Source organism: Akkermansia muciniphila, from assembly GCF_900184965.1.
GTDB lineage: Bacteria > Verrucomicrobiota > Verrucomicrobiia > Verrucomicrobiales > Akkermansiaceae > Akkermansia > Akkermansia muciniphila_A.
Map to the genome: position 1 here is coordinate 222,895 of NZ_FXYA01000215.1, position 21,025 is coordinate 243,919.

18 protein-coding genes and 1 tRNA gene are annotated in these 21,025 nt (G+C 51.2%); 8 read left to right on the forward strand and 11 right to left on the reverse strand.

Features of this window, described 5'->3' with window-relative positions:
* The first annotated feature begins 102 nt into the window (after positions 1-102).
* On the forward strand, positions 103-1,662 hold the full coding sequence (locus CI070_RS11870; protein ID WP_094136814.1) for a sugar transporter: 1,560 nt from the start codon (positions 103-105) through the stop codon (positions 1,660-1,662).
* Between the two features lie 56 nt (positions 1,663-1,718).
* Here the strand turns inward: CI070_RS11870 and CI070_RS11875 are convergent, their stop codons facing one another.
* Both CI070_RS11875 and CI070_RS11880 read right to left on the reverse strand, forming a co-directional pair.
* Positions 1,719-2,966, reverse strand: a complete 1,248-nt coding sequence (locus CI070_RS11875) for a hypothetical protein (protein ID WP_143245672.1) — start codon at positions 2,964-2,966, stop codon at positions 1,719-1,721.
* A 122-nt stretch (positions 2,967-3,088) separates the two neighbouring features.
* Complete coding sequence (locus CI070_RS11880) at positions 3,089-3,436, reverse strand: glycosyltransferase family 2 protein (protein WP_094136816.1); 348 nt, start codon at positions 3,434-3,436, stop codon at positions 3,089-3,091.
* A gap of 559 nt (positions 3,437-3,995) precedes the next feature.
* Here CI070_RS11880 and CI070_RS11885 point away from each other — a divergent pair.
* Positions 3,996-5,060, forward strand: a complete 1,065-nt coding sequence (locus CI070_RS11885) for a glycosyltransferase family 2 protein (protein ID WP_143245674.1) — start codon at positions 3,996-3,998, stop codon at positions 5,058-5,060.
* Positions 5,061-5,365: 305 nt separating this feature from the next.
* Here CI070_RS11885 and CI070_RS11895 read toward each other — a convergent pair whose 3' ends face one another.
* From CI070_RS11895 to ruvB, 3 genes are all read right to left on the reverse strand, one after another.
* Positions 5,366-6,496, reverse strand: a complete 1,131-nt coding sequence (locus CI070_RS11895; protein WP_094136819.1) for a hypothetical protein — start codon at positions 6,494-6,496, stop codon at positions 5,366-5,368.
* A 27-nt stretch (positions 6,497-6,523) separates the two neighbouring features.
* Positions 6,524-7,543 carry a beta-ketoacyl-ACP synthase III gene (locus tag CI070_RS11900; RefSeq protein ID WP_094136820.1) on the reverse strand — a complete coding sequence of 340 codons (1,020 nt, stop codon included), beginning with the start codon at positions 7,541-7,543 and terminating at the stop codon, positions 6,524-6,526.
* Between the two features lie 121 nt (positions 7,544-7,664).
* The gene (gene ruvB / locus CI070_RS11905) at positions 7,665-8,684 is read right to left on the reverse strand and encodes a Holliday junction branch migration DNA helicase RuvB (protein WP_094136979.1); all 1,020 of its coding nucleotides are present in this window, start codon (positions 8,682-8,684) and stop codon (positions 7,665-7,667) included.
* 706 nt (positions 8,685-9,390) lie between these two features.
* Here ruvB and CI070_RS11915 point away from each other — a divergent pair.
* Together CI070_RS11915 and CI070_RS11920 are read left to right on the forward strand one after the other, a co-directional pair.
* Positions 9,391-9,481, forward strand: a tRNA-Ser gene (locus CI070_RS11915).
* A gap of 125 nt (positions 9,482-9,606) precedes the next feature.
* On the forward strand, positions 9,607-10,500 hold the full coding sequence (locus CI070_RS11920; RefSeq protein ID WP_094136980.1) for a hypothetical protein: 894 nt from the start codon (positions 9,607-9,609) through the stop codon (positions 10,498-10,500).
* Here the strand turns inward: CI070_RS11920 and CI070_RS11925 are convergent.
* The 4 genes from CI070_RS11925 to CI070_RS13700 form a co-directional block, all read right to left on the reverse strand.
* Entirely contained in the window at positions 10,492-11,562 is a 1,071-nt protein-coding gene (locus CI070_RS11925) for a DNA methyltransferase (protein WP_094136981.1), read from the reverse strand. The two genes, CI070_RS11920 and CI070_RS11925, sit on opposite strands and share 9 nt — an antisense overlap.
* 1,047 nt (positions 11,563-12,609) lie before the next feature.
* A complete protein-coding gene (locus CI070_RS11930) occupies positions 12,610-12,879 on the reverse strand; it encodes an autotransporter domain-containing protein (RefSeq protein ID WP_094136822.1) in 270 nt (89 codons plus the stop codon).
* 211 nt (positions 12,880-13,090) lie between these two features.
* On the reverse strand, positions 13,091-14,611 hold the full coding sequence (locus tag CI070_RS11935) for a M60 family metallopeptidase (RefSeq protein WP_094136823.1): 1,521 nt from the start codon (positions 14,609-14,611) through the stop codon (positions 13,091-13,093).
* Between the two features lie 63 nt (positions 14,612-14,674).
* Positions 14,675-15,043, reverse strand: coding sequence for a hypothetical protein (locus tag CI070_RS13700; protein ID WP_179219380.1), 369 nt, complete (start codon positions 15,041-15,043; stop codon positions 14,675-14,677).
* A 7-nt stretch (positions 15,044-15,050) separates the two neighbouring features.
* On the opposite strand from CI070_RS13700, the gene CI070_RS11945 reads away from it, so the two are divergent.
* The gene (locus tag CI070_RS11945) at positions 15,051-16,235 is read left to right on the forward strand and encodes a sialidase family protein (RefSeq protein ID WP_218824900.1); all 1,185 of its coding nucleotides are present in this window, start codon (positions 15,051-15,053) and stop codon (positions 16,233-16,235) included.
* 105 nt (positions 16,236-16,340) lie between these two features.
* Here CI070_RS11945 and CI070_RS11950 read toward each other — a convergent pair whose 3' ends face one another.
* Positions 16,341-16,568: a hypothetical protein gene (locus tag CI070_RS11950; RefSeq protein WP_143246917.1), complete on the reverse strand. Its 228-nt coding sequence runs from the start codon at positions 16,566-16,568 to the stop codon at positions 16,341-16,343.
* Positions 16,569-16,986: 418 nt separating this feature from the next.
* Here CI070_RS11950 and CI070_RS11955 point away from each other — a divergent pair, with 418 nt between their 5' ends.
* Complete coding sequence (locus tag CI070_RS11955; protein WP_094136982.1) at positions 16,987-17,322, forward strand: DMT family transporter; 336 nt, start codon at positions 16,987-16,989, stop codon at positions 17,320-17,322.
* Positions 17,323-17,388: 66 nt separating this feature from the next.
* Here the strand turns inward: CI070_RS11955 and CI070_RS11960 are convergent, their stop codons facing one another.
* Positions 17,389-19,323 carry an NAD(+) synthase gene (locus tag CI070_RS11960; RefSeq protein ID WP_094136827.1) on the reverse strand — a complete coding sequence of 645 codons (1,935 nt, stop codon included), beginning with the start codon at positions 19,321-19,323 and terminating at the stop codon, positions 17,389-17,391.
* A gap of 230 nt (positions 19,324-19,553) precedes the next feature.
* Here CI070_RS11960 and CI070_RS11965 point away from each other — a divergent pair, with 230 nt between their 5' ends.
* On the forward strand, positions 19,554-20,072 hold the full coding sequence (locus CI070_RS11965) for a methyltransferase domain-containing protein (protein ID WP_094136828.1): 519 nt from the start codon (positions 19,554-19,556) through the stop codon (positions 20,070-20,072).
* 114 nt (positions 20,073-20,186) lie between these two features.
* Complete coding sequence (locus CI070_RS11970; protein ID WP_094136829.1) at positions 20,187-20,966, forward strand: PP2C family protein-serine/threonine phosphatase; 780 nt, start codon at positions 20,187-20,189, stop codon at positions 20,964-20,966.
* Positions 20,967-21,025: the final 59 nt, after the last annotated feature.

Sequence of the window (21,025 nt, forward strand, 5' to 3'; positions counted from 1 at the left end):
ATCCCGTTGGCGTATTGCCGGTTGAATAAATAATCCGGTTATCAATAAAACAGGTATTTTTAACTTTTCCCGGGAAAGGATGAAATTGATGGAATAAATAATATGGAAGAATCCCGCGTAAAGAAAAGCCTGTTGAACGCCAGGGTCAATCTCATTTTTTATGTTTTGATTCTTCTCATTTCCTTTTTTTCAAGGAAAATATTCTTGAATTGCCTGGGTGCCGATTTTGTCGGTTTGACGGGAACATTAATGAGTCTGCTGAATTTCCTCAATTTGGCGGAACTTGGCATAAGCACGGCTATCGGGTATGTGCTTTACAAGCCTATCTTTGAGCATGATGAAACCAGGATTAATGAAATTATCTCCGTGCTGGGATACATGTACCGGTGGATAGGGCGGCTGATCATCGCGGCTGGAGTAGCGCTTTCCTGTTTCCTCCCGGTTATTTTCCCTTCCACGGGCTTTTCCTATGGAATCATCTATTTTGCTTATTATTCCTTTCTGGCCTCTTCCCTGATTGGGTATTTCGCCAACTACAGGCAGACCCTTTTGGGAGCGGACCAGAGGAATTACGTGGTGGCGTTTTATTTCCAGACGGCATCCATTATCAAAATCATATGCCAGATGCTGTCAGCATGGTATACGGGAAGCTATTATCTATGGATAGGGATAGAACTGTTCTTCGGCATTATTTACTCCTTCATCCTGAATTGGAAGATCAATCAGGTATATCCCTGGCTGAAAAGCAATGTGGCCCTGGGGAAGGAACTGTTCAAAAAATATCCTGAAGTCACTAAATACACCAAGCAGCTGTTTATGCATCGGCTGGGAAGCTTTTTCCAGTTTCAGATGACGCCGTTTCTGGTATATGCCTTTGTTTCCCTCCAGATGGCGGCCTATTTCGGCAACTATTCCACCATTGTGGATAAACTGCACCTTCTGGTCAATAATCTGCTCGGCAGTACGGAAGCCAGTGTGGGCAACTTGATTGCGGAGGGAAATGCGGGAAAAATCCGCAAGGTGTTCAGTGAATTGTTTTCCCTGCGCATGCTGATTGCCGGGACGGTATGTTTCCCCCTTTACCAGCTTTTGGAGCCATTCATCACGCTTTGGCTGGGAGCGGGCTATATCCTTCCCCGGGAAATCATGCTGCTGCTCGTTATCAGGCTGTTCATCACCATTACGCGGGGGGTTGTGGATCAGTTTTTGTACGGTTACGGTTTGTTCTGGGATGTGTGGGCTCCTCTTGCGGAAAGCGTGATCAACATTTCCGTGGCGATCATCGGAGGTTACTTATGGGGATTGCCCGGCGTTTTGCTGGGGGGCATTTCCAGCCTGATACTTATTGTGGGCATATGGAAGCCTTTCATGCTGTATAACTGGGGATTCAGGAAAAATGTGATGAACTACTGGTTCCAATTCGGTTACCAGCTGGCGCTGATTTTGATTTCGGCCGTGTTCATGGACTGGATCTGGAAATTCGTTCCTCTGCAGCCTTCCGCATCTTTCTTCTCCTGGTTTTTATGCGCCTTTCTCATGGCCGTCTCCTATGGAGGAGTGACGGTTCTTTTAATGTATTGCGGTACGCAGGGCATGCGCGGCATGGCGCACCGCGCGCTGGCGATTGTGGAAACCCGGTTGCCGTGGCGGAAGAAAAATTGAATAGGGACGTAGAGGCGTTGCCGGCAGCGGGAAGGGGAACGCTGCGTTATTCATGCTCATTCTTCGGTAGCCGTTTCGGCTTCCGGGTCAACAAAATCCTCCACCGCCTCGGAGACAATGATATTGCTCTCCATCGAGGAAAACCCGTAATACGCCGGATTGACGTTATTGCAATGCAAGTGCATCGTCGCCGGAAGGAAAGCTCCGGACAGAGCCCAGCTATTGGCATTCTCCATATCAAGATAGTATCCGGAAAAGGGATAAATACTCTCAAAGCAATGAACCCCCTTCACCGTAGCGATCTTGACGCAGCCGCGGGTGGAATTCCCGCCATGTAGCAGCCATAACGCTCCCCTGTCTTCGGTATCGTATCCCCCGTCCTGGTATTGCTCGTAAACCACCGCGTACACGCAGACGGGATAACCGGAATTGATAGACCCCTCCGGCGCGAGGGCCTGCGTCGTCTTCATCTTCCATTTCTGCTCGGCATTGGAATAATAAATCTCCCGGACACGAATATGATACCCCCCTGCGGCTGCATCCCGGACATGATCAAACGTAATGTCAATAATCTCCCCAATCTTATATCCGCCCGCCGCCTGATCCGGTGCCAGCGTAAACGCGTCCCTGTCCCGTCCCATGCGCGCAATCGTCGTCATCTGTCCGAACCTGGCCGTGAATTTAGCGCTGACGGAAGGCAGGCGCACCGGAGCCACCCACCCCCGGATGCTGGAATAATTGTGCATGGGTCTCGCGTTGGTCACGAGGCCGCATTTCACGGTAAAAGAGGAATTGGGAGGAACATTGAAATAAAGGGAATTGGGTTCCTTGTCTGTTTTGAAAACCGTCCCGTTGGAAGACGAGCAATCCGCCGGGAGCGGATAACACCTGACGGAAAAAGCGTCCGTCACGGCGGCCAGCCCGGCGGCGTACAGGCGGTTGACCGCTGACATATCCGTTGCCGCCCCCACGGCAAGCGGGATATTAATGCCGCCGTTGGCGTTGACGGTCCCCGTAAAAGTGCCGGATTCCGCCGTCAGGTTTTTTAATTCGGCATTTTCTCCTTGCCTGATGCCGTTCTGGCCCGGCAGCCCTGGAACGGCTGTTTTGAAAACCTGGGTGATCAAAGCGTCTTCATCGGATACTTCTATGGCGTCCGTCGGGGCCGCAAAACCGTATTGCCCTTTTTTCTCTGCTTCCAGAATAAGCATGGACGTCTCTCCGGAATTGAAAATGGCGCTTACAGTACAAGCTTTTGTACAGGTCATTACATAGGAACTTCCCTTAATAGTATCAACTTTCATAAATGAATGATTTTTTACTATTGATAAAACTCCGGAAAAATCATCAGGCATAAAACGTTGAGGCGTTCCTGAAGGCGTATACGGACGATTTTTCCCGGATTCGGGAAAATTCCGGAGGGGAGTTAAGTCGGCTTGTTAAAAAATAGTCGGCTCTGGCATTTCCCCATAAAAGGCGGCTTGTAAATGGCCGGGTAACAAAAAAATAAGGCATCTCCTTCCGTATTTTTATAGATGCCGGCCTTGTAAAAGCCGTTTGCCCTTTTCCAGGAGGCATCGCGGAGATTTCTTTCAATATTTGTAGAACAATCCGTTATCCTGGCGAATGCTGTTGGGATGATGGAAGCGAGCTCATCGGAAGAACCGATTTCAACATCCTGAAATGTTTGAACCAGTACTGACTGAAGGACGGCAGCAATATCATCTTTCAGATGATAAGCCGGAATCATAATGCTGAAAAACGGTTTCTGCATGTAAGGGGAATGATGAACTGCTTTGTGAATGGAATGGAAATCAGGATATGGAGGAAATGATCCGATGGTTCTGTAAGCATCATGACCGGTGAATGGCGGGAGGTAAAATACGTCGTCCCTCCTCCATGATTTATCGGCGCGTGAATGAACCTTTCACAGCGAATTCCAAATCCGATTGGGAAATTCCGTATTCATCGCGAATCAAAAGAAAATTATCCCAATACCTCATGGAGCGTAGCGGGTTGTTGAGGTATTCCGGTTCGGTCTGGTTCAAAGAGTTCTATCATTTTAAAAAATAATTGTTTATGAAAAAATGAGTGGTTTGGAGGCAGTAATGGAAAGCAAAATCTTTCGCCCTGTTTTCCTGGCTTCGGGCTCCCTGCCCGCAAGGGGGGAGATTCTTGATGACAAAACGTCCGCGCCACATAAGTTCCTTGGTGTAAAAATCAACCCTTGACCCCGGATTTGGAATCCGGTATGAACGTGACGCCTTATTAATGAATAGAGAAGGACATTGTCCTCTTCATGGTTGACGTTTTCTTTTCCGTGTTTTTTCTTCATGAACCCTTCGGAACTTCCTTCCATCAGCATTATCCTGACCGGGCATAATGAGGAGAGCTGCATCAGGGATGCTATCCGGAGCGTATTCGGGCAGGATTATGAAGGGCCGGTTGAAATCATCCTTTCGGACGACGGCTCTTCCGACGGGACCTTCGCCGTCATGCAGGAAATGGCGGCTCAATATAAGGGGCCGTACCGGGTAGTCCTGAACCGGAATGAAACGCCGCTGGGGCGCGGGCCTCATATCCGGCAGGCGATTGGTCTGGCTTCCCATGAATGGATTCTCCGTCAGGATGGGGACGATTGTTCTTTTCCCTGGAGATGCAGGCTTTTTGCCTGGGCGGTGATGGAACGCCCGGATGCCGTGGCTATAGTCAGCCAGATGACCAGCGTCTATGAGGAACCGGGCGTTGCGTTTGAATTCCCGGCATTCCCTGCTGCTCCGCGGGAAATGCCGACTCTTGCGCTTCAGGAGGGGGCCTTTTCTTCTGCTGCCCATTACGGCGGAAGCATGATGATCAGGAAGAGCGCCTGCGAATGGGGCAACTCCCTGCGGATGACGGCCAGTTTTGAAGACGATTTGATGGGGTTTCACGCATGGCTTCAGGGCAATATTTATGAAATGCCGGGCATATCCTTATATTATTACCGGTTTGCCCTTAAAAATATTTGCGCCGTCAACAGCGCGTTTCGGTTTGCCGACATGCGGACAGCGGAGGCATTTGAAAAAAGGGAGCTGGAAATGAAAAGCCAGTTGAAAAAAAGCAAGGAGGCGGGGCTGGAATTGTGCGGGGAATTACTGGAGGGCCTTGCTCCGATTTTTCGTTCGCGGGAAGAACTGCTTGCCGAAATGGAGGAGAGGAGAAAAATAATCAACAGCATTGACCGGCAGCAGGATTGGTGGAGTTATTCCTTTGGGCGGAGATGGGCCTTAAGGCGGCCGGGATGGATGGGGATCGTCCACTGCCTGCCGCAGAAGCTGTATTTGTTCTGCATGGTCTTCTTTTTCAAGCTCAGGAAAGTAAAAAGGGCCGTTTGCGGAACTCGGCAGACTTTGGAGTGAGGGTAAGGAAACGCTTGAAGCGGGGGGAGAATTTTTGCTCGGATGGGTTCTTTTCAGGCCGGCGTTATTTTTTACGGAGAGGGGGAGCGGAAGATGGCTTTTCCGGATTGAAAGAAGCCGGCTTTCGGACAGGGGAGGTTGTTTTATTCCGGCTGGGATTGACGGGAAAACAGCCGGAGCTGTCATGGAGGAAGCCGGGAGAGAGGCCGGATTGATGCGTAGCGGTTTTCTCTGGAAAAAGAAAAAGCGCCTTCCCAAAAATGATGGAAAGGCGCGGTAGCAAAATTAGGGGCGTGTCCCGGATATTAGTACACGTCCCGCTGGTAACGGCGGTGCTGCTTCATGTCCGCCACATATTCTGCGGCTTCCTCCGGAGTCTTATGGCCCCAGGTCTGGATCACTTCATGAAGGGCGGCGTCCACATCCTTCGCCATGCGGGAGGCGTCTCCGCAGACATAGAAGCAGGCGCCGGCTTCCAGCCATTTCCAGAGCTCTTCGCCTTCCTGAACCATGAGGTGCTGCACATACACCTTCTTTTCCTGGTCGCGGGACCAGGCCACGGACAACTTCAGTTTACCGGTGCCGGTCAATTGGGTCAGCTCATCTTCATAACAGAAGTCAGTAGCCCTGTACGGATTGCCGAAGAACAGCCAGTTGCCGCCCTTGGCGCCGGAAGCGATGCGTTCCTCCCAGAATGCCCGGAAGGGGGCGATGCCGGTGCCGGGGCCTACCATGATGATGGGAGTGTCCCCGTCTTCCGGCAGACGGAAATTCTTGTTGGTATGTACGAATACCCTGGCCGTATGGCCCGGCTGGAGGCGGTCCGCCATGTAGGTAGAACAGACGCCGCCGCGTCTGCGGTCACGGGCCGTGTAGCGCACCGCGCCCACGCACAGATGAACCTGTTCGGGATGGGCGTTCGGGCTGGAGGCGATGGAATAAAGGCGCGGCATGATCTTTTTCAGAATGCCGGTGAAAGCTTCCGCGGATTCGAAGGAAGCGGGGTATTCCGTGGCCAGATCCAGCACGTCCCGGCCCCACAGGAAATCGTTGAGGGCGTCTTTATCCCCGGCCAGAAGCGCGTCCAGCTCCTGGCTGCCGGAGGCGGCGCCCCATTTGGTCAGCAGGGCTTTGTTGACATTGGTAATGTCATAGCAGTGAACCAGAGCGTCCTTCAGGCTTGCGGTTTCCCCTTCCGGCGTGGGAACTTGGGAATTCGGGCTGAGGCCGAGCTTGTCAATCAGAGCGTCTGCCAGGGCCGGATCATTGGAGGGAATGACGGCCAGGGCATCCCCGGCAATGTAATTCATCCCGGAACCGTCCAGGCTGTATTCAATGTGGATGGTTTCCTTGGGACTGCCTTCCCCGGTGATGTGCTTGACGGAGAGGACGGGAGCGGGAAACGGATTTTTTTTGCCGTATGGTTCAGTGGTCATGATGATGGGGGAGTATGAAAAAGAATATTACCAGCGGATAACGGCGGCGGACCAGGTAAGCCCGGCGCCGAACGTGACCAGGACGACATTGTCTCCCTTGCCGAATCTGCCGGAACGGCGCGCTTCGTCAAAGGCGATGGCGACGGCGGCCGCGGAAGTGTTGCCGTACTTCTCAATGTTCACGAATACCTTATCTTCAGGAATGGAGAGGCGCTGCGCTACGGCGTTAATGATGCGGAGATTGGCCTGGTGGGGAATAATCAGTTGAATATCGTCCGCCGTGAGGCCGGCGCGTTCAATGACGCTGGCGGCGGAGGCTTTCATGCGCGTGACGGCATGGCGGAAGGTTTCATTGCCGCGCATGGCCAGGGTGGCCAGGCGTTCATGGGCGTTTTCCGCGGTGGTGGGGCAACGGGAGCCGCCGCCCGGAATCTGGAGCAGGTCATGCAGGGAGCCGTCCGAACCGATATCCGTGGCAAGCACGGAGCCTTCCCCCTCTTCCCCTGTGGAGGCCTGGAGCACGGCTGCCCCGGCGCCGTCCCCGAACAGGACGCAGGTGCTGCGGTCCTCCCAGTTGACGACGGTGGAAAGTTTTTCCGCGGCGATGATGAGCGCCGTCTTCATCTGGCCGGTGCCGATGTACTGGACGGCGGTCTTCATAGCGAACAGGAAGCCGGAGCAGGCGGCGGAAATGTCAAAGGCGGCGGCATTCTTGGCGCCCAGGGCATCCTGGATATAGCAGGAAGTGGAAGGGGTGAACGTATCCGGCGTGATGGTGGCGACGATAATCAGGTCAATATCCTCCGGCTTCAGCCCGCAGGATTCCAGAGCGCGCTGGGCGGCCTTCGTCCCCATATGGGAAGTGTACTCGTCAGGGGCGGCGATGCGGCGTTCCACAATGCCCGTGCGTTCAATAATCCATTCGTGGGAAGTGTCCACCATCTTTTCCAGATCCGCATTGGTCAGGCGGCGTTCCGGAACATAGGAACCCGTACCGATAATTTTGACGGGCAGTCTTTTAAAGGGAGTATCAGAATGTGCGGCCATAGCTTTGGGCGTATGATGAACAGAAAACGTCCTGACGTTTTATGTGGAAACAGTCTAAAAGAAAGCGGGCCTGATGACCAGCACAAAACGCAGCACTCCTTCCATGCCGTAAATGAATGGCCTACAACAGCCACCCCTGGCCGTTGGCGGGCGGCGCGGCGCCCATCTTGAGATAGGCGGAGGGCATCGCCACGCGCCCCCTGGGGGTGCGGCTGATATACCCCTGCATAATCAGGAAAGGTTCGTGCACGTCCTCCAGCGTGGAAGCGTCCTCCCCTACGGCCACCGCCAGGGAGGAAAGGCCCACCGGGCCGCCGTTGAACTTGTAAATCATTGCTTCCAGCAGTCGCTTGTCCATCTCGTCCAGTCCATCGTCGTCAATTTCAATCATGGTCAGGGCGTCGTGCGCCAACTGCTCCGTAATCACGCCGTCGCCGCGCACCTGGGCGTAATCCCGCACCCAGCGCAGCAGGGAATTGGCCACGCGGGGCGTACCGCGGGAGCGCAGCGCAATCTGCAGGGATCCCTCCGGGTCCACGGGCACGTTCAGCAGCCCCGCGGACCGTTCGATAATGGCGCACAGCTCCTCCCGCGTATAATAATCCAGCCGGTTCACCAGGCCGAAGCGGGAACGCAGAGGGCTGGTCAGCATCCCGGCGCGGGTGGTGGCCCCCACCAGGGTAAACTTGGGCAGGTTGAGCTGGATGGAACGGGCATTCGGCCCCTGGTCGATGATAATATCCAGCCGGAAATCCTCCATGGCCGGGTACAGATACTCCTCAATGGCCGGGTGCAGGCGGTGGATCTCGTCAATAAACAGGATATCCCCCTTTTCCAGATTGGTCAGCACGCCGGCCAGGTCTCCCGCCTTTTCAATCTGGGGGCCGGAAGTCGTATGAATGCGGCAGCCGACGGCATTCGCGATAATATTGGCAAGCGTCGTCTTCCCCAGGCCCGGGGGGCCGCTCAACAGGATGTGATCCAGCACGTCGTCACGCTGTCTGGCGGCTTCCACCATCAGCATCAGGCGGTCCTTAATCTTCTCCTGCCCGCAGAACTCGCTGAAAGCGGGCGGTCTGAGGGACAAATCAAAAGCGGAGGAGGGGGCCTCCGTGGTGCGTGTGTAAAAGGACTCTCCCATGCGCAGGACTAGCAAACCTGTCTTTGGGGCATCCGTCAAGGGGGAAGTGCGGTCGGGAAACGCCTTTTCCGGCACATGCCGGAAGCCTTTGGCCTTTTTTGAGGACGGGAGGAATGCGGAGCCGTGGAAATGATGATACGCGGTGAAACGGCATGCCCCGCCTTCTCTCCTTACAGCGTGGGTTCCCATGTCTGTCGCGTTTTCCCGGAACTCCCGGAACCCTGGGCTTCTGGAATCCTTCAATCTTCTCTTCCCGTCTCGCTCCTGAAATTCCTCAAACGTCTGCTGGTCAATTCTTGAGTCTGGACGGAAGCAAGTTTATCAATAGAGGTTCTTGCCTGAACCTTGCCCGATTGCCCGGAAGCCGTAAAGGTGGAGAAAGAGAAAAATTCTTGTTTGCTCCGCGGGAAAAACAGGGCAGGACGGGAGGAAATCTGCCATACTCTCTGGAGGATTTTTGTGAACCACGGAAACCTGTCCCTTTCCAAACTTCTCAAAATACGCTTTGTTTTTGCTTATGCCTGTTGAAGACTTCCTCGTGTTGTCGGGGCGCTGTCGGGGCGCTTTTCATCCTTTTCGAGCAACAACCGGAAACGTGAAAAACTCGAGGAAGACGGGAAAATTCCTTCCGGATGAAAAAAAGATTGCCAAACCTCTCTTCTGCCATTATTCTGTCCTTGCTTTCCTATCTAGCACAATCTCCAACGGGCAGGTGTCAGAGTGGTCGAATGAGCACGCCTGGAAAGTGTGTGTACCGCAAACCGGTACCGAGGGTTCGAATCCCTCCCTGTCCGCCATCAATTTTTCTCCGCAATATATTCGTAATGACTATATTGCGGTTTTTGTTTGTAGGAATATGGGGAAGAAATGGGGAAAAGAGATTCTTGACTACATTTTAGGTTCATGCAATTCTTCTAGAATCATGATGCCATTGTTAGAGGATTTACAAACGCCTAAAGGAAACATTCAAGATTTTTTTAATTTAGCTCAACGTACTATGGCGCATTTGGCTAATGTCGTGAACGTTTCAATTGAAAGGAAAAATTATATTATTCAAGCAGCTGAAAGTGCTGGTCAAAAAAAGTATACTAGACCTATTAATAAATCTTTATATGTAACAGACAAAAAACAATTTCAAGAAGCATATGATACTTTTTTGAATACGACAAAGAAAATTTCAAATCGATGCAGAACTTATTCTTTAAAGGAACAAAATAATATTAATTCATTTCTCTATACAATTCAACAAACTATAGGAGCAGGTTTCGATGTCTTAGCAGATCAGAATAGTGCACGTAAACATGTCGGGAACCGTTTTGAAGAGCTTATCAAATCAGTATTTAATGAATGTAGTATATCAAATAATCATATTACTCTTTGTATTCCTTACGATAGTGACGACGGGAAAAAAGAATATAAATGTGAGAATGATCTTGTCATTTCTGCCCAGAAAAGAGTTCTTTCTACAAATGATTCTTTAAATGAAAAAGAAGTTGTTGTCAGTGTAAAAACATCATCAAAAGATAGAATGGGTAAAATATTTATAGATAAAATTCTTCTTAACAATTTTGTAAAACATCCACAAAAAGTTATTGGTATTTTCAATAATGATGTCCAAAGAAAAGATTCCAATAATATTAGTTATACACTAGTATCTGGATTATTTATGGTTTATACTGAATTTCTCACGAAATTAGAGGGAATTTATTATTTAGATTTACCTCCGATAGCCAAAACTATTCCTTACAATCAGCATATAAAAAAGTTTTCGCAACTATTAACAAATGATATATTTTATTTGTTAGAATTATCTTAATTTTTTACGTCTACCTCTTGAGGCTTCTTCGTCACGACATGAAGCTATCCTCTTAAGATGAAGATTGTCTGATAATCTACTCTTAATTATTTCACAATAGTTCAAATCTTTTTCAATACCTATCCATTTTCTGCCATAAGCTTCTGCAACTGCATATGTTGTTCCCGAGCCTCCGAACGGATCTAGTATACGGCTTTGTATATTGGAAGATGATAGTATGATTTTTCTCAATAATTCTACAGGTTTTTGAGTTTCATGTTGATATTTTTCCCATGATCCATTGGATATGGTCGGTATTTCAAAAACATCTTTAGGTTTAGCTCCTAAAGGATTAGGTTCCCATTGATAATTTTTTTTATTTGAACCTGAAAAATTCGATGAAAGCGCTTGTGTTCTTCTTGGATATTTTACAGTATGTTCATTGTAAGGTATTCTTACTTCATCAATATTAAAAATTATATTATTTGATTTTCGAAGATGTAAAATGCTTTCATGCGATCTTCCCCAATCGTTACCCAAATTGGCTTTATTTCGATAAAACCAAATAAGCCATTTGCAACTTTTAAAGTAAGGTGCTGCTACATGTTTGATTTCTGCTAATATCTCAGAGAAACCACAAATATATAGAGACCCAGTCTCTGTCAAAATTCTTTGAGATTCTTTTATCCAGATTAAACACCAATTCAAATAGTCATTTTGAGAAGAAAAATAATCCCATTTTGCTTTTTTAATATTATAGGGAGGATCTGCAAATATTAAATCAATGGAATTTGATTCTATCGAAGCCAAAATATTATTAGCATCCTCATTATAAAGTTCCCCGTATTTTGTTTCGAAGCATGGGGAAAATTTCATATCGAATTTTTTTTTGGAGAAAGAGCTGCCATATTCCAATTGTAACGTTTCGGCCAAGCGGAATACTTGAGCTTGTGAGTACACTCTATAATTATTAATTGGATGTCTCAAAGAGGTAAATTTCCCCGTATTATCCCATCTCCTGAGTGTCTCTTGATTGACTCCAAGAATATTTGCTGCTTGTCCGATTGTTAGATAATCATCCATAACCTTATACAAGATTATACAACCTTAGACGAACCTTGCAATACTTTTCATGAGGAGGCTCTAATTTTTCATCTCACCATTGGACATATACTTCTCTTCATTGATATAGTTTTTTTGCAATGGGATTTTTGATCTTAAACACGTTATAATCAAAGGTTCTTTTCTCTTGAATGGTTGTTCATATTTGGCTGTTTTGTTGATCCTATCGCTCTAGATTATTCCAAATTGATTTTAGTTCTCTCTATTGTCATTTGTCGGTGATCTAATCTTCAGGAATTATTTTAATTAAAATGACTTCGTACAAGATCTTCATGGATGAATAATACCGTGTTTCTGGTTAATCGTACATTGTTTTCCTTGTTGTTGGTGGGTAATTTATTTTGAATGCCTCTAGGATCAGTTGTAAGGATTTCGGAGGAAGAACAGTTATTAACCTACGCAATTCTGAAAAATCGCCGTCAAAAATTATTTTTCCTTACATTGGAGCAAATAGACTTTCCTATTTTCTCATCTGATACATTTCCTAATAGAGAATTTTTCCCCATTTTTCGGAAAAACAATTTTGGAGTGTTTGAGAAAGTACCTTCTTTATGCGGAGGACTCTCTGTATATGTTGAGATCAAATAGGGATAGGCTGCCGATGGAGGGGAGTGTGTTTGGTTTGGTGGGGGTACAGTGTCGTTTGCCGTACCCTGTATGATTTGTAATGGGGGCGTAGAAATGAAAAAGGATGGAACCATTGCCAGTTCCATTTCTTTATGACTATTATTGGATGCAATGAGAAGCTGTACCTTGCCGAAAGTGAGGCAGATTGATTCACCGGCTGCTTCTGATTTTCAGAGTGTAGAATGCTTTTATGCTCTAGTTCTAATTGATATTAAGTTGGTTACAGCTTTAACTATAAAGTGCTTCTGTCAAGATTGCTTCCTTCATGTTTGTTGTCGATACCGTAGATAGTGGATTTGACCGAAGGATTTTTTTTGGATACATCGCTGACATAGAGACTGTCAATTCAGGAAGAAGAAGCTGTCCTTCTTCGATTGATACTTACTTTTTGACTGTAATACCTACCGGAACGCTCCATGTCTGCATGTTTTCATCCTTGTATTGGCGGTTGCCGTTGGAATATGTTTCGGTGAAGCTTCTTTGCGCTCTATGGATGTAATCAATCCCAATGAACAGCGTCAATGTGGTCTTGTCGGTGACTTTGATGTTCCAATCGGCTTTAAGGCCAAATGTGAATACGTCGTCATTCCATTTTGCATGATCGGGAAGGTATGAGGAGTTACCGATGAGAGTATTGGCTCTGTTTCCCACGGAACTATAGGCGAATTATCCATTTACACCTAAATTCTAGAAAAAGGGTGGAATCAGCAATGATTCCACCCTTGGTGAGGGAGTTTAAGCTCTTAATAAGCTTCCATCATCAAAAATACTTTCAAAAGAATTAAACTTGGGTTCCTGTTTTTCTTACCCGTTCGCAGCATATTTGATGATTAAAAGGAATTGTCGGGATTGCCGAATCTCGTTACTCGCTTAATTCGGTGATGTCGGTTTCAGGTTTCGGGTAGCCTTTGCCGGCAATCCATTTTTTCGTTTCCGCCGCCATTTCGGGGGTGACGTTAAAGTCGTATTGGGCATAGTCGCCAATGTGGAATTTTCCGGGCTTGAAGAATCCCCATTTCTCAAAGAAGTCCGTCAGGTCGGTTTTTGTGACGTCACAGCATGCCTTGACGAATTCGAACTGGTATTTGACGGTGTCGTTTCCTCCGTAGTTCCCCGCGTTGTTGCGCAGGTACTCCATGACGTCAGGATAGAAGTCGGGGTGTCCGTTTTTGGTAAAGTAAAGATGGAGTTGCCACAGGGGAACCAGCTTGTTGAAAACGTCCTTGGATTGCAGGTAGGCGATTTCCCCTTCGATGATTTCCTTACGCGCCTTGTTGTAGCTGCCCTGGCGCTTCAGGCGGCTTTCATTGCCTGTTTTGGCTGCGGCTTGCAGGGAAAAGATGTTGTTGCTGACTTCCGTCATGCCGCCCCAGGTCATCGGGCGCATTTGCATGACGTGCCCTACTTCGTGGGAGAGTCCCCAGCAGGCGTCTCCCTTGAGAACGTTTTCAGGGTCGGTGACCATGCGCATTGTCCCGTCGTTTCCGAGGTAGGCGACTCCGTCTCCGTCGCGGAACATGTAGTAGTTGAAGTTCACGCGGGCCAGGACGCGGTTTTTCGGGATTTTGCCGTATTTATCCAGGCCCATCAGCTGGTATTGGATGCCGATGAGCTTGTCGTAGGCGTTGATGAGTTCGGTTCCGCGGTCTTTGGTAAATTTTTTCAGGAATTCTACGGGGTAGGCAACCTGGATGTATTTTCCCCGGGCATCCATGATCGGAGAGACGGCCTGGTCAAGCAGGCGAACCCAATCTTTGTTGGTGTCGCCCCGGGTGGTGTCAAAGTAGCCGTTGGCTTTGCCGGTCACGAAGTGGACGGGGATTTTCGGGGCTTTGCCGGCGTTTTCGGAGAAGTAGCTGATATAGGCGTTGGCGGGCGTTTCCACGTCAATGATGTTGATTCCTTCCTTGAGCGGAATTTGCTTTTTGTGCAATCCCCAGCCATTGGGGTCTTTTGTGGGCTGCACTCCTTCGGCCGGCTTGCGCATCAGGTTCGGCAGCAGGAGGCTGATTTCCTGCCCCTCTGTCTTGCCGACCAGGACGATATGTTTCCCCTTTTCCAGATAGACGCCCGTCATGTTGTCGTATTTGCTGAATCCGTCGCCGATTCTGAGATTTTTCCCCGTCTGGCGCGGTGAGGGAAGAGCCCGGTATTCGGCATACAGGTAGTCCGGCTTGTAATGGCCTGCCAGAATTTTGTCTGCGAGTTCCTTCATCGCGTCCGACTGAAAAGCGGAGGTGTCTTTGACATCCGGCTTCAGGGAGGTGCAGGAGGAGTCTTTGAATAGTTTGAGGTCGTTGCCGATGTGTTCCGGTGTGTTGGCGGCAAAGGCCGCTGCGAGCGACAGCAGGGGCAGGGATAATAATGGAAGGATTCGGTTCATGACAGTGCGGGAAGCAGGTGATTCTGTGATGTTACAAGATACAGGTTTCGTTTTCTTCTTCTTTCACCATTTTTCTCTTGATGAGTAAATAGGCAGACAGTCCGTCAGGAAAAAGGCTGGGCGGTTGATGTGTGGAATGGTTTTGGCGTTGCGGCAGGGATTTTTTTCAGCCGATTTCACGTTCCCGGATATTTCCCGGTTCCGGCGGACGCTTTTCCGGGTTGCCGTATCCGGATGAGGACGTTCTCTGCCGTCGCGTTTGAGCTTTGAGCCGAAGTCTTCCGGCGTTTCCCGGCGGCGGTATCGCGTTTCTGCCGCGCGTTCCTCTTCCGTACTCCTTTTTCTCTGGTTTTTGCGCACATGCATGACATGGTTGTTGTGCGGAAGGGGAAAATGGAATAGGGTGGAAGAGATGATGAATTCCGTATTCAAGTGTTTGATGAGTGCCGTATGCGCCGTGGCATTGCCGGCGTTCGGGCAGGAAAAGAAAAGCGATTTCCCTACGGACAGGGCTGTGACCGTATTCAGCACCGGGGAGGGCAATCCCTATGCCTCCATCCGCATTCCCGCTCTGCTCAGTATCGGCAAGGGCCAGCTTCTGGCATTCGCCGAAGGGCGGTACAAGAATACCGACCAGGGGGAGAATGATATTATCATGAGCGTCAGCAAGAATGGCGGGAAGACCTGGTCCCGGCCCCGGGCGATTGCCAAGGCTCATGGAGCCACGTTTAATAATCCGTGCCCTGTTTATGACGCCAAAACCAAAACCGTGACTGTCGTGTTCCAGCGTTATCCTGCCGGCGTCAAGGAACGGCAGCCCAATATCCCGGACGGATGGGATGATGAAAAGTGCATTCGCAATTTCATGATCCAGAGCAGGAACGGAGGTTCCTCCTGGACGAATCCGCAGGAGATTACGAAGACGACCAAGCGGCCTTCCGGAGTGGATATTATGGCGTCCGGCCCCAATGCGGGCACCCAGCTGAAGAGCGGCGCCCACAGGGGGCGTCTGGTGATTCCGATGAATGAAGGGCCGTTCGGCAAATGGGTGATTTCCTGCATTTACAGCGATGACGGCGGCAAGAGCTGGAAGCTGAGCCAGCCGACTGCCAATATGAAAGGCATGGTGAATGAGACGTCCATTGCGGAAACGGATAACGGCGGCGTGGTGATGGTTGCGCGCCATTGGGGCGCCGGCAAATGCCGCCGCATCGCGTGGTCCCAGGATGGCGGGGAGACCTGGGGGCAGGTGGAGGACGCTCCGGAGCTGTTCTGCGACAGTACCCAGAATTCCCTGATGACGTATTCCCTGAGCAACCAGCCTGTTTACGGCGGCAAAAGCCGCATCCTGTTTTCCGGCCCCAGCGCGGGTCGGCGCATTAAGGGACAGGTGGCCATGAGCTATGACAACGGCAAGACCTGGCCGGTGAAAAAACTGCTGGGCGAGGGAGGTTTTGCCTATTCCAGCCTCGCCATGGTGGAACCCGGCGTCGTCGGGGTGCTTTATGAGGAGAACCAGGAGCATATTAAAAAGCTGAAGTTTGTTCCCATTACCATTGAATGGCTGACGGACGGGAAGGATGCGGGGCTGGCTCCCGGCAAAAAAGCTCCTGTCCTCAAATAGAGGAAAGCCGGCCAATACGTTTTTCCCTCCCGGAGGTGTTTCCGGGGGGGGAATTGAATTGCTTCTTTCCGTAGCGGAGCGTTATGGAAGAAAGAAGGTCGGACTTTATTGCCTGATAGCCTCAAAGGCGGGAGGAGCAGCGTACAGGTGGAATGGATTTTGAAGTAACTCTTTGAAGATGATATTTTTGGAAAGGATGAATCCCAGTAAAAGTGGTGTTGTCCGGTTTGCCGATAATGTTTTGGATACCGCCTCGTCTTTTCCAACCTCTCTTAAATTGAAATCAATGGACGTTAGCTGTGCTTCCGTATCCATTGGTTGAGAATGCGGCATGCTGGTCGTGACAAGCCTTGACTCTGCTTCTCCCAGGCAGAAAGACCATCCGGCGCACAGGTACCGGGATGTGGGGAGAGCGTGGCGGTGGCGCTTGTCCATGTAGTGGCCGCGATTCCCGTGGAAGCCATGTTCCGGTCAGAATGATGGCGGCAAGTGAATAATGAATAGCCATAACGGCGCCAGTATCACAGGGCTGCGGTTTCCGTCTCAAAAATGTTTGAGACGGTTTGAAAGAAGAAGAACCATTTTCCTAAAGCCGGTGAAACAGTGTGCGTCCGTATTTCATACGGGGTCATAAAAAATTATTGCCTTGATCGGAAACGCCGGGCAGATATTCTGCAAGGCATCCGTTGCCCTTGGAGCTTTTTCCGTTCGGGAAGGCCGGCGAACGGAAGGTGATTTCCCGTTTCAATATATGTCCTGGATTTATCTGGTGTTGGCCGGTCTCTGCGAGATCGGGTGGCCTCTGGGTTTCAAACTTTCTCAAACGCCCGGCACAGGGCCCGGCAAATTCGCCGCCTGCATCGCCTGCTCCGTTTTCAGCATGGTTCTGAGCGGTTTTCTTTTGTGGCTTGCCCAGCGGAGCATCCCCATCGGCACTGCTTATGCGGTGTGGACCGGCATTGGCGCGCTGGGAACGTTCCTGATTGGCATTCTGTGGTTCGGGGATTCCACCAATATCTGGCGCATGCTGGCGGCCTCCTTCCTTCTGATAGGCATTATCGGGTTGAAGCTGGCCCCCGGGCATTGATGCAGCCTTTGGCATCCTTGCCGGGTTCCGGGAAAAGCCGGTTCCGCAGCTTTCCGGGAGGAGGGTTTAGCGGCAGGGGATGGCTTTTTCCCACACGGTCCCGCAGGCGTCGGAAGGCATGCGCCAGTCCCCGCGCGGGGAAAGGGAAATAGTGCCCACCTTGGGGCCGTCCGGCATGCAGCTGCGCTTGAATTGCTGGCGGAAGAAACGGCAGATGAAGATGCCGAGGCAGCGGCGGATGAAGTCCGGCTGAAATTCGCCGCGGAAGGCATGTTCCGCCAGGTACAGGATTTTATCCGGTTCCGCCCCGTATTTGATGAAGTGGAAGAGGAAAAAGTCGTGCAGGTCGTAAGGCCCAAGCACGTCTTCCGTTTTCTGTTCAATGGTGCCGTCGTCCGACGGCGGCAGGAGTTCCGGGCTGACAGGGGTGCTGTTGATGTCCGCAAGGGTTGCGGCCAGTTCCGGGGATGATCCTTCCGCGATGTGTTCAATGAGGCAGCGTATCAGCGTCTTCGGAATGGAGCAGTTGACCGCGTACATGGACATGTGGTCCCCATTGTAGGTGCTCCATCCCAGAGCAATTTCCGACAGGTCCCCTGTTCCCACGACCAGCCCCCCGATTTTATTGGCCAGATCCATCAGAATTTGCGTGCGTTCGCGGGCCTGGACGTTTTCATAAGTGGTGGTGCGTTCGGCGGGGTCGTGCCCGATGTCGGCGAAGTGCCGGAGGCAGCATTCCGAGATGGGGATTTCCCGGAGTTCCACGCCCAGAAGGCGGCACATGGTCACGGCATTGTCATGGGTTCTGTCCGTGGTGCCGAAGCCGGGCATCGTCACGGCCAGAATGTCCGAGGCCGGCCGCTTCAGCGCCCGGCAGGCGCGGGCGCTGATGAGCAGGGCCAGTGTGGAGTCCAGCCCGCCGGAGATGCCGATGACGAGCCGTTGCGCGCAGGTATGTTCCATTCTTTTGGCCAGACCTGCCGTTTGGATGGAGATGATTTCCTCACACCGTTCCCGTCGGCGGGACGGAGAAGGCAGGAAGGGCCGCGCCGGGTTGAAAGCGTATTCCAGGCCGGGCGCTCCGGGAACCTGTTCCGGCAGGACCAGATGCAGGGCGTTCCCGGCGGGGAAAAGGGATTTGCTGTCATTGAAGGAGCTTTCAGAGAGGCGCGCCGCCTCCAGCCGTTCAAAATCCACGTCCGCAAAGATGAGGGTACTTTCCCTGCAGAACCGTTCCCCCTCCGCTGCTGGCCTGCCGTTGTCCGCAATGAGGGAATGGCCGCCGAATACGGTGTCCGTGGTGGATTCATGCACACCTGCGGAGGAAAGGACATAGGCGCAGAGGCATCTGCCGCTCTGCTGTCTGACCAGTTCCCTCCTGTATGCTGCCTTACCGGTGAGTTCCGTTCCTGCGGAAGGGTTGAGAATGGCTCTGGCCCCCAGAAGAGCCAGTTGGGAACTGGGAGGAATGACGCTCCACAGGTCTTCGCATATTTCCACGCCAAAATTGAAGGGAGAGGATTCTTCATGAAAAACGATTCCCGTCCCGAACGGGATACGCATCCCATTGACTGTGACGTCCTTCACCCCTGTACCCAATTCCTTGCCGGAGGTGAATTGACGCTTTTCGTAGAATTCCCGGTAGTTGGGGAGCACGGTTTTGGGCACCAGCGCCAGAATGCGGCCGGACTGAACTATCGCCGCCGTATTGTACAGGGCGTCTTCATGAAGGAAAGGCAGGCCCACCACGGCAATCGTGCCGGAGCCTTCCGTGGCTTCCGCAAAGCGGAGCAGACCGTCCAGGGCCGCTTTCCTCAGGTTCGGCTGGAAAAAAAGGTCTCCACAGGAATAGCCCGTAATGCACAGTTCCGGGAAAACGACGGCCGCCGCCTGCTGTTCCGCGGCTTTCCGGAATCCCTCCGTAAGTTGGTTGACATTGTAGTCCACATCAGCCACGCGGAGCTGGGGGACGGCGGAGGCAAGTCTGTAATATCCGAACATGGGCGGCGCTGTCTGAAAAATGAAACCCGCAGATGTTCGTTTTTCCCGTAGTCAGGACGCAATCCGGGAAAGGCGGGCCTGAGCCGGATACTAAAAGTTCATGAAGGACTTGTAAAGCCATCTGTAGGGGCTGCTCCGCCCATGTCACCGGGGAATGAGCAGGGAACGCAATCTTTCCCGCCTGCCTTTCTGCATGACGGTCACCGGGCAAGGAGGAAGCGGAGAGACGGCTGGCCGCTTTTCCCCGTTTTCATTCCGTGAAGGGAACGGCGGAGCGCACCGGGCTCCCCGGAGCTTCGGTGGATCTGGTGACGGCGGCGCAGTCATTCCACTGGTTTGACGCCGCCGCGTTCAAGAGGGAATGCCGCCGTATTTTATCCGGAGGCGGCAGGGTCGCCCTGATTTGGAACTCCAGGGTGGAAGACAGTCCCGTTGTCCGGGAGGAAGGGGATATCCACCGTCTTTACTGTCCGCGCTTTGATGGATTCAGTGGCGGCCTGGCGACGTTGACGGACAGCATTGGAGCGTTTTTCAACCACCGTTTCCGGGTATTCCGCTTCCCAAATGATTTGTCCTACACGCGGGAGCAGTATCTCCGCCGCATGATGTCCGCCTCCTATGCCCTGACGGAGGGAGGGGAAGAGCGGTCCTCCTGGCTGGACGCCCTGGAAAGGTTGTTTGACCGGTTTGAAACGGAGGGACGCGTTACGGTTCCGAATGAAACTGTGGTGTATCTGGGGAGCTGCTGAGGATGCGGCGTTCATTCATGGCTTCTGGAAAAAGCATTCCAGAAATCCAGTCAGGTTTTTTTGACATTCTTTCTTTATTCCGGCGGCTGTGCTGTAGTATAGTATTTCATTATCATGATGCAGCAGTCTTTTTATCAAGGGTCTTTTCAAGTTTCCGGATTGTGTGGAGACCAAATTCTGGGCGCCCGCGAAAACCAGCAGGATTCCTTTTCCATTCTGACCGGGGATGATTCCCTGTTGCTGGTATTGGCGGACGGCATGGGAGGGTATACTGGCGGAGAACTGGCCAGCCGTGCGGCCGTGGAAGGATTTTCCAAGGCGTTTAAACGGGAATTCCCCACTCCCGGAGAAAGAATGAAGTCCGCGGTGGACGCCGCGAATGAACAGGTATGCGCTGTCCGGAAAAAAGGAGGAAAGGATGAAGAAATGGGAACGACGCTGGTAGCGGCCTGGATAGGGAAGGATGGGCTACGTTGGGCCAGCGTGGGGGATTCCCTTCTTCTACTCATCCGGAAAGAAAAGATATTGCTGCTTAATGAGCTGCATCAGTATTCCTCTGAACTGGACCAAATGGCGGATGAAGGGATTATCAGCCGGGAGGAAGCTTTGAACCATCCTTCCCGGAATTTTTTGACCTCTGCCCTGATGGGGGAGGAAATTCCTTTGGTGGATTTGCGGGAGGATTGCTTCCCGCTGGTTCCCGGAGACCGTCTTCTGGTCGCCAGTGACGGGGTAGAGTCTTATCTGCAATCCCTGGAGCCGGCGCGAATACTTTATTTATCCATGCTTCCCGCAGCGGAACTGGTATGTTCCATCCTGGGCGGTATTAGCCGCGAAAACTCCGCTGACCAGGATAACGCCACGCTGATTTGTGCGGAAATAGCGGGAATGTGATTTATGCCTGCGGCGCGGGGAAGAAGAGAGGAGTTTCTCCAATTTCTCGTTTTTACGTT

Bases quoted from the DNA above. Each gene is read 5' to 3' on its own strand.
- CI070_RS11870 (WP_094136814.1), top strand. From the start codon at position 103: ATGGAAGAATCCCGCGTAAAGAAAAGCCTGTTGAACGCCAGGGTCAAT.
- CI070_RS11875 (WP_143245672.1), bottom strand. From the start codon at position 2,966: ATGAAAGTTGATACTATTAAGGGAAGTTCCTATGTAATGACCTGTACA.
- CI070_RS11880 (WP_094136816.1), bottom strand. From the start codon at position 3,436: ATGCAGAAACCGTTTTTCAGCATTATGATTCCGGCTTATCATCTGAAA.
- CI070_RS11885 (WP_143245674.1), top strand. From the start codon at position 3,996: ATGAACCCTTCGGAACTTCCTTCCATCAGCATTATCCTGACCGGGCAT.
- CI070_RS11895 (WP_094136819.1), bottom strand. From the start codon at position 6,496: ATGACCACTGAACCATACGGCAAAAAAAATCCGTTTCCCGCTCCCGTC.
- CI070_RS11900 (WP_094136820.1), bottom strand. From the start codon at position 7,543: ATGGCCGCACATTCTGATACTCCCTTTAAAAGACTGCCCGTCAAAATT.
- ruvB (WP_094136979.1), bottom strand. From the start codon at position 8,684: ATGGGAGAGTCCTTTTACACACGCACCACGGAGGCCCCCTCCTCCGCT.
- CI070_RS11920 (WP_094136980.1), top strand. From the start codon at position 9,607: ATGATGCCATTGTTAGAGGATTTACAAACGCCTAAAGGAAACATTCAA.
- CI070_RS11925 (WP_094136981.1), bottom strand. From the start codon at position 11,562: ATGGATGATTATCTAACAATCGGACAAGCAGCAAATATTCTTGGAGTC.
- CI070_RS11935 (WP_094136823.1), bottom strand. From the start codon at position 14,611: ATGAACCGAATCCTTCCATTATTATCCCTGCCCCTGCTGTCGCTCGCA.
- CI070_RS11945 (WP_218824900.1), top strand. From the start codon at position 15,051: ATGAGTGCCGTATGCGCCGTGGCATTGCCGGCGTTCGGGCAGGAAAAG.
- CI070_RS11950 (WP_143246917.1), bottom strand. From the start codon at position 16,568: ATGCCGCATTCTCAACCAATGGATACGGAAGCACAGCTAACGTCCATT.
- CI070_RS11955 (WP_094136982.1), top strand. From the start codon at position 16,987: ATGTCCTGGATTTATCTGGTGTTGGCCGGTCTCTGCGAGATCGGGTGG.
- CI070_RS11960 (WP_094136827.1), bottom strand. From the start codon at position 19,323: ATGTTCGGATATTACAGACTTGCCTCCGCCGTCCCCCAGCTCCGCGTG.
- CI070_RS11970 (WP_094136829.1), top strand. From the start codon at position 20,187: ATGATGCAGCAGTCTTTTTATCAAGGGTCTTTTCAAGTTTCCGGATTG.